At 65.8% G+C, this 14,981-nt stretch carries 12 protein-coding genes; 7 read left to right on the top strand and 5 right to left on the bottom strand.

The genetic code is table 11. The annotated features are described in order from the left end of the window. Positions 1 to 67: 67 nt before the first annotated feature. The gene (locus ACWKY3_RS01255) at positions 68 to 1,864 is read right to left on the bottom strand and encodes an FAD-binding protein (RefSeq protein ID WP_449314612.1); all 1,797 of its coding nucleotides are present in this window, start codon (positions 1,862 to 1,864) and stop codon (positions 68 to 70) included. Between the two features lie 270 nt (positions 1,865 to 2,134). Here ACWKY3_RS01255 and ACWKY3_RS01250 point away from each other — a divergent pair, with 270 nt between their 5' ends. After that, on the top strand, positions 2,135 to 3,616 hold the full coding sequence (locus ACWKY3_RS01250; RefSeq protein WP_449314611.1) for a response regulator transcription factor: 1,482 nt from the start codon (positions 2,135 to 2,137) through the stop codon (positions 3,614 to 3,616). A gap of 30 nt (positions 3,617 to 3,646) precedes the next feature. Here ACWKY3_RS01250 and ACWKY3_RS01245 read toward each other — a convergent pair whose 3' ends face one another. After that, positions 3,647 to 4,330 carry an alpha/beta fold hydrolase gene (locus tag ACWKY3_RS01245; RefSeq protein ID WP_449314610.1) on the bottom strand — a complete coding sequence of 228 codons (684 nt, stop codon included), beginning with the start codon at positions 4,328 to 4,330 and terminating at the stop codon, positions 3,647 to 3,649. A gap of 243 nt (positions 4,331 to 4,573) precedes the next feature. On the opposite strand from ACWKY3_RS01245, the gene ACWKY3_RS01240 reads away from it, so the two are divergent. From ACWKY3_RS01240 to ACWKY3_RS01220, 5 genes are all read left to right on the top strand, one after another. Then, positions 4,574 to 5,413, top strand: coding sequence for a transporter substrate-binding domain-containing protein (locus tag ACWKY3_RS01240; protein WP_449314609.1), 840 nt, complete (start codon positions 4,574 to 4,576; stop codon positions 5,411 to 5,413). A gap of 416 nt (positions 5,414 to 5,829) precedes the next feature. Continuing rightward, positions 5,830 to 6,483, top strand: coding sequence for an amino acid ABC transporter permease (locus ACWKY3_RS01235; RefSeq protein WP_449314608.1), 654 nt, complete (start codon positions 5,830 to 5,832; stop codon positions 6,481 to 6,483). 9 nt (positions 6,484 to 6,492) lie between these two features. After that, positions 6,493 to 7,269, top strand: coding sequence for an amino acid ABC transporter ATP-binding protein (locus ACWKY3_RS01230; RefSeq protein ID WP_449314607.1), 777 nt, complete (start codon positions 6,493 to 6,495; stop codon positions 7,267 to 7,269). Between the two features lie 189 nt (positions 7,270 to 7,458). Then, positions 7,459 to 7,941 (top strand): YbaK/EbsC family protein, encoded by a 483-nt coding sequence (locus ACWKY3_RS01225; RefSeq protein ID WP_449314606.1) that lies wholly within the window; start codon positions 7,459 to 7,461, stop codon positions 7,939 to 7,941. Then, positions 7,934 to 8,692 carry a histidine phosphatase family protein gene (locus tag ACWKY3_RS01220; RefSeq protein WP_449314605.1) on the top strand — a complete coding sequence of 253 codons (759 nt, stop codon included), beginning with the start codon at positions 7,934 to 7,936 and terminating at the stop codon, positions 8,690 to 8,692. Before ACWKY3_RS01225 ends, ACWKY3_RS01220 begins: the two co-directional genes overlap by 8 nt. A 116-nt stretch (positions 8,693 to 8,808) precedes the next feature. Here ACWKY3_RS01220 and ACWKY3_RS01215 read toward each other — a convergent pair whose 3' ends face one another. Beyond that, positions 8,809 to 9,492 carry a GNAT family N-acetyltransferase gene (locus ACWKY3_RS01215; RefSeq protein WP_449314604.1) on the bottom strand — a complete coding sequence of 228 codons (684 nt, stop codon included), beginning with the start codon at positions 9,490 to 9,492 and terminating at the stop codon, positions 8,809 to 8,811. A gap of 337 nt (positions 9,493 to 9,829) precedes the next feature. Further along, a complete protein-coding gene (locus ACWKY3_RS01210) occupies positions 9,830 to 11,320 on the bottom strand; it encodes a LuxR C-terminal-related transcriptional regulator (protein WP_449314603.1) in 1,491 nt (496 codons plus the stop codon). A gap of 340 nt (positions 11,321 to 11,660) precedes the next feature. Between ACWKY3_RS01210 and ACWKY3_RS01205 the strand changes: the two genes are divergently transcribed. Further along, positions 11,661 to 13,310 (top strand): FAD-dependent oxidoreductase, encoded by a 1,650-nt coding sequence (locus ACWKY3_RS01205; protein ID WP_449314602.1) that lies wholly within the window; start codon positions 11,661 to 11,663, stop codon positions 13,308 to 13,310. A 323-nt stretch (positions 13,311 to 13,633) separates the two neighbouring features. Here ACWKY3_RS01205 and ACWKY3_RS01200 read toward each other — a convergent pair whose 3' ends face one another. Next, complete coding sequence (locus tag ACWKY3_RS01200; protein WP_449314601.1) at positions 13,634 to 14,602, bottom strand: LuxR C-terminal-related transcriptional regulator; 969 nt, start codon at positions 14,600 to 14,602, stop codon at positions 13,634 to 13,636. Between the last annotated feature and the right edge of the window lie 379 nt (positions 14,603 to 14,981).

The raw sequence follows: 14,981 nt of genomic DNA, 5'->3' as shown, positions 1-14,981 counted from the left end.
ATTAAACATGCTGTGGAGAGAGGGGGCGCCCCCGGCCAAGAGAGAGAATGGGTGGTCGGTTTTCAGCTTACTGCTCGGCCACGAGCTTCACCACGTGAAGCGCCTCGGTCATCGTGCGGCCGCAGGCCACGCCGTGCATCTGGTCGGGGTAGTTGCCGCTGAACAGCGATCCCGAGCAGTCGCCGACGCAGTACAGGCCCTCGATGGGCTCGAAGTCGGTGCCGAGCGCCTGGCAGTCGGCGTTGATGCGCACGCCGTCGATGGTGGTGAGCAGCGTGCCGCCCAGCGTGGCGCCGAAGAACGGCGGGGTGCGCAGCTCGGACAGGCGGTAGGCCTCCTTGCCGAAGTCGACGTCCTGCTGCATGTCGTACAGCTCGTTGTAGCGCTCGCAGGTGGCGAGGAACGTCTCTTTGGCATCGCCCTCGAAGCCCAGCTTGTCAGCCAGCTCCTCCAGCGTGTCGGCCTTCTGCAGGCGGCCGTCGGCCAGCTCCTTCTCGAAGTAGCCGTCCAGGTCGTAGCCGCCGTCCTCCTTCTTGAAGGCCAGAACGCCCATGCGCGTGCCGGCCGAGCAGCCCAGCGTGTGGAAGCGCTGCACGTCGTCGCCGAAGTTGCCGTCCCACACGCTCACGTACACGCCGCCGGGCTGCTGCGCCGCCGCGTGCGGCAGGTAGTCGTAGTCCGCCGACTCCAGCGCGAAGCGCTCGCCGCGCAGGTTCACCTTGAGGAAGGGCTGCGTGCCGGGGTTGAACTGGCCGTTGCCAGGCCACTGCGGGTTGCCCGCCTCGATGGACTCCTGCGTGTAGCCCGCCGTGGTGCCGGGGGCCACCAGGCCGCGGTCGAAGATCATCGTGGCGCTGGTGATGTCCTTCACCGCGCCCGCCCACAGGGCGGCCTTGATGCCGTCGCCGGTGTTGTTCTGGTTGTAGCCGAGCGCGGTCACAGACGCGGTGGTGATGGGCGAGAGCGCCGAGAGCATGGCCGGGTTGGCGGAGTAGCCGCCCGTCGCCAGCATCACGCCCTTGCGCGCGTTGATCTGCGTGTAGCCACCGTCGGTCTTGAAGATGGCGCCCGTCACGCGGCCGGAGTCGTCGGTGACGAGCTTGGCCAGCTCGTGCTTGTAGGACACCTCGTAGCCGTTGTCGTTCATGACCTCTTCGAACAGCTTGTTGCGCTCGGGCACGCCGTCGCGGCCTCCCTCGGCGTTGCCGTAGTGATGCTCGCCGCAGGGGGTGTAGAACTCGGTGGCGCCCATGCCGCCCGGCATCTCGAACTCGTCGGCGATGACCATGGCGCCGGCCGCGCTCATGTGCTTGTCCACGAACTCGAACATGGCGTTGCTCTCGTTCATCCACATGTTGATGAGGTTGTGGTCGCACGTGCCGCTGGAATAGCGGGCCCACTCGCCGTGCAGACGGGCGCGGTCGGTGTAGTGGCCCTGGTCGGTGAAGGGCTTGGTGTCCACGGCGTTGAACCAGTGACGCGTGGCGCCCACCTCGGAGCTTTTCTCGCACAGGATGAAGTCCATCTTCTGCTCGGAGGCGTACGCGCCGGCGATCATGCCGGCGTTGCCCGCGCCCACGATGAGCAGGTCCGTGTCCTTCGTCTCGGTGATGTCGCCCTCGGCGATCTCCGGCGGCGCGCCCAGCCAGTCAACCGTGATGGCGGCGCTGCCGTCGTCCACGGCCACCACGCTGTTGTCGGCCGCGCCGGCGGCGCCTTGCGCGCCGGATGCCTTCTCGGCCTCGGCCGTGCCCGCGGCCTTCGGCGCGCATCCGGCCAGACCGAGCGCGGCCAGCGCGCCGGCGCCCGCCGCGCCTCCGATGAAGCTGCGGCGCGAGATGCCGCGAGTCTGCATGTCCTTCATGGGCTCCTCCTTCTGAGCGTTTTCTGAACGGCCTGCCGCCTTGCCGGGGCGGGCCGTTTCCCTCGCTGTGCATCCTATGCCGCCACCGCAGCTCCCGCACCACCCCGCCCGGGGCGTTTTCGCCGGTCGGAGCGGGGCGAGCGCGCTCCCCCCGCTGGGGTGAGCATGCGCGTTTTGGCCGATGGGGGCGCATTTGCGTGAATTACCCTCGATTCTCTCACCGCAATGCCCTACAATGGCAAGATGCGATCACGAAAGGGGAGGGAGCCTTTGCAACTGATCGGAACGCGTCTGCGCGAGGCCGCAAGCGGCGGCACGCTTCTGTGCGTGCTCGGTCTGGCTTGCCTGGGAGGCGCCGGCAACGTCATGAACGCGAGCCTTTACGCGCGCGTGGCCGAGTACTTCGGCATCGCGCGCGAACTCTCCACGCTCTCTTTGGGCGTTTTGTTCTTGGCCGTGTTCCTGGTTGCGACGCGTCGTCCGGCGCTGCTTGATCGACGGCTGCTGACGATGGCGGCGCTTGGCTGCGCGCTCACGGCGGCGTTCGTGCTCGAGTTCGCGCTGGCGGCTGGGAACGGCCCGCTGTCGGTGGCGGGGTTCCTCTTTTCCAACGCCGCCTCGGCATGGGCCTCCGTGATGTTGGTCTGCGGGCTTTCATCCTTGGAATCGCCGAATGCGAGGCTGGTCGGCGTGGTGTGCGGCATGGCGCTGGGAGAGGTGACGAACGCGGTCCATCCGCCTGTTCCGTTCGAGCTGGGCGTCATTGAGATGGTGGGCTTGTTCGCGTTGGTCATCATGCTGCTCTACCGTCGCAGCGGTCCGGTGCTCGACAAGGTTGCCCAGGGGGAGCGGCCCGCCAGCCTGGAGCTTTCCAACCCCGAATCGTTCTTGCAGCCAGCACACGCGCTCTTTTTGTGCGTGGGCTTGTTCAGCGTGGCCACCGGGTACGGGCTGACGTTGAACGAGGTGGCGCATGCGCCCGTTGCCGTGGACGCGTCGGCGGCGGTTCTGGCGGGCGTGGCGCTTTGGATGCTGCTCTCGAGGGGCCGCGACAAGGAGGACTCGCTGTTCTCGTTCGCGATGCTTTTGGTGGTGGCCGGGTTCATCATCGCGCCGTTCACGTTTTCGACGGATCTGCCGTCGGCCAACGCCTTGCTGCGCATCGGCGTGCGCTGCTTCGACATGCTGGCGTGGCTGGTGGTGCTGGCGGTGGGCGGGCGCAACCTGTACGCGTTGCTGCCGACGTTCGCGCTCGTGCGCTGCATGAGCGCGCTCGGCACCGACGTGGGCGCCGTGGCGGGCCACACCACCAACGACCTGGTGGGCACGAACGGCGAGGCGGCCATGCTCATCGCCGAGGTGGTACTGTTCGCGTTCGTGGCTTTCCTGTGGCTGGGGTTTCGCAGGTTCAGCTTCAGCGAGACCATCCAGGGGATCGTCGGGGTGGGGCCGCAGATTGCCTTCGGAAAGCCAGGCGACGGGCAGGCGGTCAAGGAGGGTGGGGGACGGGACGCGCCGGACGCGGCCTCCTCCATCGAGGAGCGCTGCGCGCGCATCGGGTCTGAGTGCGGCCTGACCGAGCGCGAGGTGGAGATATTCGGGATGCTGGCCCGCGGCCGCAACGGCCGCTTCGTCATGGAACACTACGTCATCTCGCGCAACACCGTGAAAAGCCACGTCAAGCATATTTACGCGAAGCTGGGCGTCCATTCGCAGCAGGAGCTGATCGACCTGGTGGAGCGTGCGGGCTGACCGAAAGCGGGCGATGGGGCGGAGCGCCCCTTATGCTTCCAGCAAAAACCGCTCCACCTCGCGGTTGAAGGCTTCGGGGTTTTTGGCGGCCACGAAGTGGTCGCCGGGGACGAGGGCCAGGCGCGCGTTCGGGATGCTTCGCGCGATGAGGCGGGTGTGGTCCTCGCGGATCATGTCGTTTTCGCCTGCGATGACGAGCGTGGGCGCGGCGAGCGCGGCCAGCTCCTCCGGCGCGACGTTCGGGTCGTCGACCATAAGCCCCAGCATCTCGGCGTTCGCACGGGCCTTCGCGCTGAAGCGGGCGAACAGGCGCGCTGTGCGGTAGCCCAGTTCGATGGGCGCCTGCACGGATCGCTTCACGCCGCGGGCGTTGAGGTTCGCTCCGTTGAGGACGAGCTTGCCCACGCGCTCGGGGTGGGCAAGCGCGAACACGAGCGCGATGTTGCCGCCGTCGGAGAACCCCAGCAGGTGCGTGCGCTCGATGCCGCGCGCGTCCAAAAACGACAGCAGGTCGCAGGCGAACTGGCGGATGGTGAAGGGCGCCTCCCCGCGCGGCGAGCGCCCGTGCCCGCGCGTGTCGAGCGCAAGGACGTGGAAGCGCTGCGAGAAGCGCTTGATCTGGTGCGCGAAGTAAGTGCCGTCCTCGCCGTTGCCGTGCAGCAGGACAAGCGGCTCGCCTTCGCCGGCCTCCTCGCAGTGAAGCTCGATGTCCATGCGCGCTCCTTCTTTCGCCTCTGTTGCTCAGTATGCATGATTTCGTTACATCATACCTTACGAGCGAGGGCATTCCTTCGCTCGTCTGCCGTATCGACCGGACGTTCTGTACCTCGCTCTTTTGAGTGTGCTATACTGACCCGTGCGCTTTAGCGCAATAGAGTGAAGGAGTGGAAGGGTGCCGGGCTAACCCTCGGCATGGAGGGAGGGACCTCCGCCTTCCCGAAGGGATGGGAGACACCGATGAAGAAGAGGCTTTTGGCGCTGGTCGCGGCGTGCGCGACGCTTGCGCTCTCGGCGGTGCTGCTGGCGGGCTGCTCGGGCGGCGGCGATGCGCAGCAGAGCGCGAACACGGACAACGCGTCCGGCGACGGCACGTTCACGCTGGCCGTCGGGTTCGACCAGGGCTACCCGCCTTACGGCTACGTGGGCGACGACGGCGAGTTCACGGGCTTCGACCTGGATCTGGCTCAGGCCGTGTGCGAGAAGATGGGCTGGGATCTGAAGCTTGAGGCCATCGATTGGGACGCGAAGGACGCGCTCATCGGCAGCGGCACCATCAACTGCATTTGGAACGGATTTACCATGGAGGGCCGCGAGGACGGCTACACGTTCTCCGATCCCTACATGCTCAACGAGCAGGTGGTGGTCGTGCGCGCCGACAGCGACATCGCGTCGCTGGACGATCTGGCCGGCAAGACGGTCATGACGCAGGTCGACTCCGCAGCGCTCGACGTGCTGGAGGACTCCCAGGCCGACCTGGCCGCCACCTTCGCAGGCGGCGCGCCGCAGACCATCGGCGATTACAACAACGCGTTCATGCAGCTTGAGTCCGGCATGGTGGACGCCGTGGCGTGCGACCTGTCCATCGCCGCATACCAGATGGCCGCCAACCCCGACAAGTACGTGCAGCTTGACGCGCTGTCCACCGAGCATTACGCTGTCGGCTTCAAGAAGGGCGACACCGAGCTTGCCCAGCAGGTGACCGATGCCCTCAAGCAGCTCGACGAGGACGGCACCGTGAAGGAGCTGTGCGAGAAGTACGCCGACCAGGGCATCTCGTACGACAACTGGGTGCTTTAGAGTTTCGCCGGCCCATCGGCCGGCGAAGCCGCTCGACGCCGCGGGACGCTCCGGTGCCGGATCTTGCCCTTTCATGCTCGCCCTCACGCGACCTTGCGCAAACGAGGTTCGCAGAGCGCGCCCGCTCGGGCGCATAGTGTGGGAGCAAACACGCCACTGGCCTGTTTGCCGGCTGCATGACGGGGCACCCTCCGGCGCTGGAGCGTCCCTCGCTGACTTGGGCGGACGGCGCAGCTTGGGTGGATCGGTGGAATTTTGGGCTGCGAAGCCGCGAGTTCGGGGGCCGTGGAGCCAACGGCTTTGGAGGACCGGCAAGCTTTTGGGTTCTGGAGCCGGGAGTTTGGCAACCGGAAGGTTTGCAGGACCGATGAATTTTGTAAACCAATGAGGTTTTGAGCTTCCAGGAAAGGACGGACATGGAATTCGCGACCATGATGGAGCTTTTGGGCTCGGGATTCGTGTTCACGCTGCAGATCTTCCTCACGACGCTCGTGGGCGCGCTGCCGCTTGGCGTGGTGGTGGCGCTCGCGCGCATGAGCCGGTTCAAGCCGCTCGCGCTCCTTGCGCGCTTCTACATCTCGGTCATGCGCGGCACACCGCTCATGCTGCAACTCATGGCGCTCATGTTCGGGCCGTACTATCTGCTGGGTTTGCAGATGGGCAACGACTGGAAGTACGTGGCGTGCAGCGTGGGCTTCATCGTCAACTACGCGGCCTACTTCGGCGAGATCTACCGAAGCGGCATCCAGTCCATCCCGCGCGGCCAGTACGAGGCCGCGGCGGTGCTGGGCTACTCGCGGCTGCAGACGCTCATGAAGATCGTGCTGCCGCAGGTGATCAAGCGCATCCTGCCCGCCATGAGCAACGAGGTCATCACGCTCGTCAAAGATACGTCGCTTGCGTTCGTGCTCGGCATCATGGAGATGTTCAGCCAGGCGAAGGCGATAGCCGCCTCTCAGGTGAGCATGGTGCCCTATGTGGTGGCCGGCGTGATCTACTGGGTGTTCAACTTCATTGTCGAGATCATCCTCACTCGCGTCGAAAAGCGCCTGAACTACTACCACGATTAGGAGCCGAAGATGGGAAACGAACAACCGCTGGTGCTGCTCGAGCATGCGCAGAAGGCGTTCGGCGGCACGCCGGTGCTCAAGGACATCTCGCTTGAAGTGCGCGAAGGCGAGGTGGTGGCCGTCATCGGGCCGTCGGGCGGCGGCAAGTCCACGCTGTTGCGCTGCCTCACGCTGCTTGAGACGCTGGATGCGGGAAAGCTCGCCTACGGCGACCTCGTGGTGGCCGAGACCGGCCCGGACGGACGCGCGGCCTATGCGGGCAAGGCCGTGCAGAAAGAGGCTAAGACGCGCTTTGGCCTGGTGTTCCAGAACTTCAACCTGTTCCCGCACTACACGGTGATGAAAAACGTCGCCGACGCGCCGCTGCATGTGCAGAAGCGTCCGAAGGCCGAGGTGGAGGCCGAGGCGCGCGCTCTTTTGGCGAAGATGGGGCTGGCGGGCAAGGAGGACATGGTGCCCTGCGAGCTTTCCGGCGGCCAGCAGCAGCGCGTGGCCATCGCCCGGGCGCTCGCGCTCAACCCCGAGGTGCTGTTCTTCGACGAACCTACGAGCGCGCTCGACCCGGAGCTTACCCAGGAGGTGCTCAAGGTCATCCGCGATCTGGCGGCCGAGCGCATGACCATGGTCATCGTCACGCACGAGATGAGCTTCGCGCGCGACGTGGCCGACCGCATCGTGTTCATGGACGGCGGCGTGATTGTGGAAGAGGGGCCGGCCGCCCAGCTCATCGGCAACCCGCAGCACGAGCGCACGCGCGCCTTCCTCTCGCGTTACGGGCAAGAGTAGGCTCGCGGCGGGGCGCGCCCGACGGCGGGCCTTCGGCGACGGATCCCGGCGGCAGGCCCGGTGGAGCATCCCGGCGGCGGGTCTGCCACCGGGCGTCGTGCGCCCGCCTTGTCCTCGTCCGCGCCCCGCCGAATCGCCCGGTTTGCTATACTGGGCGGGTTTTCCGGTGAAAGCAGGAGGTGGAACGTCATGTCCATCGACAGGGCGAGGGCGCATCTGCGCGCGCTCGGCATGGAGGAGCGCGTGCTCGAGTTCGAGGTGTCGAGCGCGACGGTGGAGCTGGCGGCGGCCGCGGTGGGCTGCGAGCCGGCGCGCATCGCCAAGACGCTTTCGTTCCACGTGGGCGAGCGTGTGGCGCTGGTGGTGGCGGCGGGCGATGCGCGCATCGACAACCCCAAGTTCAAGGCGCATTTCGGCTGCAAGGCGAAGATGCTCAAAGCCGAGGAGGCCGAGCCGCTTGTCGGCCACGGCGTGGGCGGCGTGTGTCCGTTCGGCGTGAACGAGGGCGTGGAGGTGTGCTTGGACGAGTCGCTGCGGCGATTCGACACGGTGTATCCGGCGGCCGGCAGCGCCGCGAGCGCGGTGCGGCTCTCTCCCGACGAGCTTGCTCGCTGCTCCGCGCCTTGCACGTGGGTGGACGTGTGCAAGATCCCGGAGGCGGACCGTGGCTAGCGCGCAGGGCGCAACGTCGAATCCCGTGATCTTCTACGTGGCCCGCCACGGCGAGACGCTGTTCAACGTCATGGGCAAGGTGCAGGGCTGGTGCGACACCCCGCTCACCGACGAGGGCGTCCGCGCGGCGCGTGCCTTGGGCCGAGGCTTGGCCGACGTGGAGTTCGCGGCGGCGTTCTCCAGCGACAGCGGCCGCGCCGTGCAGACGCTCGACGAGCTTCTGGGCGCCCGCGCCGCCGCGCGCGGCGAGGAGTACGTGCCCCGGGAGCCGTTCCTTCCCTTTTCATCCGATGCGCCATGCCCCGGCATGCCGTTTCCCATCGCGCACGACGCGCGTTTGCGCGAGTGGTGCTACGGGGACCTTGAAGGGGAGCCGGGCGAGCTTCTCCATGCGGCGCTCACGGCGGGGTTCGGGGAGGACCTTTCGCGCGAGGACCACAACCGCCGCCTGCCCGAAGTGGCCGACGTGCTGGCCGCCGCCGATTCGTCGGGCCGCGCGGAACGCTTCGATGCCATAGAGCGCCGTCTGCGGGGGTTCTTCGGCGAGACGGGCGCCGCCCTGCGTGCGGCCGGCGGCGGCAACGCGCTCGTGGTCACGCACTCCTTCGTGGTGCGGACGCTCGTCTACCTGGTGGATCCGGTGCGCGTGAACGACCCGGCGAAGATCCCCAACGCCAGCGTCACCGAGCTTCGCTTCGACGGCGAGGCGTTCGAGCTGGGCGCGATCGGCTCCACGGACTGGCAGCGGTAGGCGAAGGCGGGGGCGGGAGGGCGCGTCCGGGCGCTTGGCCGTTGCGGGGCGCTTGGCCGTCGCAGGGTGCTTGGCCGTCACGGGGCGCCCGATCGTCGCGGGGCGCGTTCGGGCGCCTAGCCTTCGGCGCGGTGCGGCAGCGGCGTGCCGGGTTCGCGCACCATGCAGCGCTCGGTCAAGCGGATGCCCGGCGCGCTTTTGCGTTCGACCACCTTGAAGCCGTAACGGCCGTACAGTCCCTCCAGCCGGTCGGAGTAGCAGTCCAGACAGGCGCGCACGCCGCGCTCGTCGGCGAGCAGGAGGAAGGGCGTCATCAACCGATTGAAGGCGCCGGTCCCGCGATGGGCGGGGTCCACGCCGATGGAGTAGAAGTAAAGGTAGTCCTCGCCGTCTGCGATCCGCCGCGCCGGCCAATCGGTGTCGGAGGCGGCCTCCAGCTTCCGGGCCTGTCGGTTGAGGATCTCCCGCTCCCGTTCGCTCAGCTCCTCTTGCAACAGGGCGGCGGAGCGCGCCTGCACGTCCTCCCACGACGTGTCGGCCAAGTCGCTGCGCAAAAAGGCGTTTGCCGCGCCCGCTTCGTCGGGAAGCGCGTGGACGCATCCGTAGGGCGCGGTGGCGCGGTAGTCGGACCGGATGACCGCGCGCGTGATGGCAAGTTTCCGCTCCGGGGGAACGTCGAGGGCGGACAGCCAGGCGATATGCCACCTCTCCTCAAGAAAGCAAAGCCCCACCATGTCGGCGAGCCTGTCCAGGAGGGCGGTTTGTTCGGGTTGCACGGTCGTGAGGCCGGGAACGTTCATGCTGCATCCTTTCGCGGCGCCCGGCGCGCAGTGCACGATGCACGCCGTGCGGTGCCCGGCGCGCGACACGCGGTGGCACGCAAGGCGGGGGCGTCGATTCGGTTTCGGGTTGTTTCCGATTCTCGCACGGACCGCCGCTCTTGTCGAGCGTGTGCGCTTTCCGGGTTGATACTGTCAGCAAGGCGCGGCCGCACTGCAATCCGGCCGCGCCGGCCCCCGCGCCCGCGCGAGGTTTGCTCACCTGGGACGCCGCGCGATGCGCCGCCTTTCCAACGCGCCGGCTTTCGCTTCTCCGGAAATCGCGCGCGAGCGCTTGGTGGACGATGGCCGCGCCCCTTCACTCCGCGCGTCTGTCCGGGGCGTCTGGGTCCTGGCGATCACGCCGCTCGCTCGGTCGGCGTGCCGAGGCGCCCTCCGCGTGATGCGTCGTTGGCTCTTGATCGTCCCTCTGCTCAAGGAGGTCGAGCAGCTCCTGCTTGTCGTGAACTCCGATCTTCTGGTAGATGCGCTTGCGGTAGGTCTTCACGGTGTTCTCGGACAGGTACAGCGTCTCGGCTATGTAGGGGGCCGACCTTCCGCGGCAAAACAAGACGAGCACTTCCAGCTCGCGGGGCGTCAACCCGCGCTCTTTCCCGAGCGCGCGGCACCGCTTGTCGTCGATGCCGCCGGATCGTTGCGCGGACTCCTGCAGCTCGGCGGTCAGAAGGTGCATGCCGGGGGAGCGCGCGGGCAGGAAGAACACGATCATCGCCACGATGGCGAACAGGAACGCCGGCGCGTAGGAGGCGTCGAGAAACCCGATCCTGGTGTACATCGCGAAGGCCCTTGCGGCCCAGTCGAGCAGCGATATGGCCGCGTACCCGATTGCGACGACCACGGCAGGCTGGTAGACGCTGCGCCTCCCGATATGCACGAGGAAGTAGACGAGGAACATGAACACAAGCTCGGCCGAGGCGCTCAAGAAGACCTGAACGGCGCGCGAGGCGCCGAAGTACGAGATGATGAGCAGCCCCACCGCCAGAAGGAAGTAGCCGATCTGCCAGAAGAACGTCCAGTCGACCGCCCGCTTCTTGCGAAGGGTCCACCACAGCATGAAAAGGCTGAACCCGATGTCGATGATCTGAGGAGGCAGGGCGAGCAGGGCGGAGGCTCCGTCGCCGCCGGCCAGATGGCCGAGGCTGATCGCGAACGTCTGGTTGAGGAACGACCATAGGGCGAAGAACGCGGCGATCGACAAAATGGTCTGCCACAGGTGCAGGATGGTTCTGAGCGTGTAGCGGTCCTGCGCCTTGGGCTGCGGGCAGGCGTTCTGCGGTATCTCGCGGCGCAGGATGGTCATCGCCACGAGGATGGCGCCGAACAGCCAGGGGACGAGGAAGGAGGGAAGCGCGAAGCTCAATATCTTCACGAGCGAGGCGATCATGATGCCGAAGAGGACGAGCGTCAGGTTCTCCCGGGCGTCGAGCGTCGCGTAATGGGAGCACCATCGCACGATGGACCACGACAAGGAGAAGCCGAGCGCCAAGGCGGCCGCCACCAGCCAGGGAAGCCCCGCTTCCAGAAGGGGCTCTCGGTTGAGGGCGAACAGCGCTGTGAGGCCCGCCCCAAGCGACACCCAGTCGACCATCTTGCAAGAAGGGCGCCCTTTCCGGGCGATCAGCGCGGCGGCTATGGCAAGGCTGAGAATTCCGCAGAAACCGAACTGGTTGAACCACCACAGATCGGCGGACACCGGGTAGATCCGCGAACTCGCCCAGTAACCGAAGCCGTACCAGCCCCAGAACCCTATGGAGACCTTCGCGTAGGCGAACGCCCGAGATGGTGCCATGAGATGTCCTCCCCTCCGCTGCGCAGCGACCCCCCTGCGTACAATATCCTCTTTCTCCCGCACATTGAACAGTCCCCTTTTCGGGTGACATGCTGTGAGGAATCGTCCTCTTTTGGGACGTCGCGTCGCCGGCGAAAGGCGGCTACGATAGCGGTGCAAGGCCGTTCGCGGCGTGACAGGGCGTGGCGTGACAGGGGGGACGGGGATATTGTCACATTCCCGGTTGTCATACGGCGTTGCGAGGCACCCCGGAATGTGACAATATCCCCGTCCCCCCTGTCACGCCCCCCCCCGTCACGGTCGGGAGAGCGGCAGGGAAAAGAGGCAAGGAGGGATAGACATGGACGAGAAGCTGCTGCAGACAAGAAGGCGCTTCATCAAGGCGGCGGGGCTGGCCGCGCTGGGCGCGCTGGCGGCAGGCGCGACGGGCTGCGCGGCGCAGAACCCGGAAAACGACGCGGCAACCTCGGCAGACCAGATAGCATGGGACGAGGAGTTCGACGTGATCGTCGTCGGCTCCGGCGCGGCGGGCATGGCGGCCGCGCTGACCGTGGCGACCGAGGGCGAGGGCGCACGCGCGCTGCTTCTGGAGAAGGGGAGCTCGGAGCTGGGCGGCGGCAACAGCATCTTCTCCTCGGGGGTCATCTTCACCGGCACGGACAAAGAGGCCCTTTTCGAGTACATGAAAGAGCTGCGTGGCGAGTTCACCGGCACTCCCGACGCGGTGCTCCAAGCGTTCGTTGACGAGATCGTCCACCACAGGGAATGGCTCAACGGGCTTGGCGCCACCGATGAGCAGCTGATCGACTACCCGACCAACGATCCCGAGTGGAGCGAGCTGCCACATGCCGGATCGACCCAGGCCATCTACTTCAACAAGGAGGACCCCGACGGCATCACCCATGTCGTGAAGTTCCTCGACGCGGCCCTCAAGGAGCACGGCGACGCCGTCACCCGCCTGACGGAGGCCCCGCTGACGGCGCTCGTGCAGGATCCCGACACGAAGGAGGTCCTGGGGGGCGTGTACGAGCACAAGGGGAAGAGCGTGTACGCGAAGGCGTCGAAGGGCGTCGTCATGGCGTGCGGCGGCTTCGAGAACGACGACCTCATGAAGCAGGACTACCTCTCGTACCCGCGCTCGCATCCGGCCGCTGCCGTGTGCAACTCCGGCGACGGGCACCGCATCTGCGGAAAGCTGGGCGCGGACATGTGGCATATGAACAGCTTCGCAGGGGGCTGGAACAACGCCATCAAGCTTGACGAGTCGGAGATGGCCCCGTATCGCATGCTGAAGAAGAACCAGGGCATCAGCGTGGGCATCAACGGACGCCGCTACTACATGGACTGGGACGGCTCGACGATGTACAAGGACTGGACCGGCACCGACTTGTCGCTGAACTACGGGTGCCGCCACGGGCATCAGAACGTGGGAGGGGATTGGGCGACCATCCGCCAACCCGGCATCTCGTGGTTCGTGTTCGACAGCAACGGGCTTGCGAAGAGCGCTTATCTGGGGCAATACGCCTCAAGCAACACGCTCATGACGCAGACGCAGGTGACGGAGAGCGAGTACGACGTCGATCCGGTCGCGGACGGGTACGGGTACGTCGCGGACACCTTCGAGGAGCTGGCCGAGCAGATGGGGGTGCCGGTCGAGGAGTTCGTGAAGACCATGGCCGTGTGGAACGAGGGAGTGGCCAAGGGCGAGGACGACCGGTTCCACCGTCCCGCGGACACGCTCGTCCCCATCGACACCCCGCCGTTCTACGCGGTCAAATGCGTGCCGGAGATCCTCAACACCGACGGAGGGCCGCGCCGCGACGAGAAGGGGCGGATCCTCGATTACGATGGCAATCCCATTCCGCACCTGTGCTCCGCAGGGGAGTTCGGCTCCATATGGTGCGACAAGTACCAGGGCGCCGGCAACATCAGCGAGTGCCTGGCGTTCGGGCGGATAGCCGTGCGAACCTTGCTGAGCGATCAGGGGTAAGGCTTGAGGGCCGGCTGCATGCGTGGACGTACGCAGCCGGCCCTCGGATTTTCGCATGATGTGGCAAGGGCGCGGTGACCAGGGGGACCGTGACAGCGCGCGTGACAGGGGGACGGGCGTGACAGGGGGACGGGGATATCGTCACATTCCAGTGACAGGGGGACGGGGATATTGTCACATTTCCGGTTGTCATACGACGTTGCAAGGTGCCCTGGAATGTGACAATATCCCCGTCCCCCTGTCACGGTCCGTCGAATGTGACAATATCTCAGTCACTCTATCACCTATCATCCTGTCACCCCCTGTCACGCACGGGGGGCGGTTCATTCCCGCCAGAAATCCTGAATGAGCGCCTGGCGGTCGGGGTGGCCGGTTTTCTTCAGGATGTTGTGCACGTGCGCCTTCACCGTTCCCAGCGCCAGCTGCAGCTCGCTTGCTATGTTCTGGTTGTCCTTGCCCTGCAGCACCAGCTCGAGCACCTCCTGTTCGCGCATGGTCAGACCGTGGCGTGCGCAATAGGCGGGCGCCAGGTCATCGATGTGCTGGAGGACGGTCGGGCTTTTCGCGGCCGGCGGCTCTTTGAAGCGCAGCCGCAGCGTTGTGGCCGATTCGCGCAGGCTGTAAAAGGCGAAGGCCAGCATGAGGAAATTCTCCGAGAAGTTCCGCTCCGATATGTACAGAGGGAACAGCGAGGCGTCGGTCGAATCGTTTGGCTGCCATATCAAGATCATGAGCACATCCTCGGCGAGGATGCAGAACGTCAGGCCGAGGGTGACAAGGAACAGCGTCCTTTGCCTGCGCAGGCGTATTTTCTCGACCTCCGTCGTCGCCGTGCGGTAGCGATGCAGCGAATAGGACAGGCACCAGAACAAGAAGAGCTGGCGCAGGCTGTAGAACAGCCATTGCTTGAACGGGCCCTCGGGCAGCGCCGTCACCACGATGCCGCTGAGGGCGATAAAGCACGCGGCGGGCGCGAAGAGCGCTATCGGCCGCCTCTCGTCCAGGTAGTCGCACACGATGAGCCACAATGATTCGAGCGTGCCCAAGGCGAAGAACGTCTTGAGGGCCGGGTTGTCGACAAGGTAGAACGCATCCAGCGAGTAATCGACGTTCTGTCCCAGATACTCGTACTGGAATATGAGGGCCAGGTCGAGGAAGTAGAACAGAAAGAAGAACACTGCCAGAAGATGGGGTCGCCGACGCGCGACGAAATAGGCGGAAAGGGAGATGGTGCCTGACGCTATGCAGACGAGCATGATAAGGATCGTGTAGAAGTAGAATCCGATCTCCATCGGCGCCCCCTCGTCTACCCGTCGGCCTGGCAGGATCTCTCCTCCGTTCGCAGCGATTTTATCCTGCGGGGCAAACGGGATACGACGGGGCTGGGCGGGCAATTTCGAGCAACCGGAAAGCACCAGTTCATTCGCATAATCCTTCAAGATTATTTTGGTTATAGGCTTCCCGAGGAAAAAATAATCTCCATTATTCCTTCACAGATATGCAATCTGTCTGCATGCTGTGCGCCAAGAGGGCGACCGGCATGGGCCGGCCGCGCATGATCCGAAAAGGAGGAAGCGCATGGCCGCGAAAGACTTCATCGACACCAACGACTTCACCAAGGAGGAGCTGCTCGACATGGTGGAGCTGGCCCGCTCCATGAAGGCGATGATC

It is taken from the genome of Rubneribacter sp. (assembly GCF_965361815.1).
This window is presented reverse-complemented; position numbering and strand designations above follow the sequence as displayed.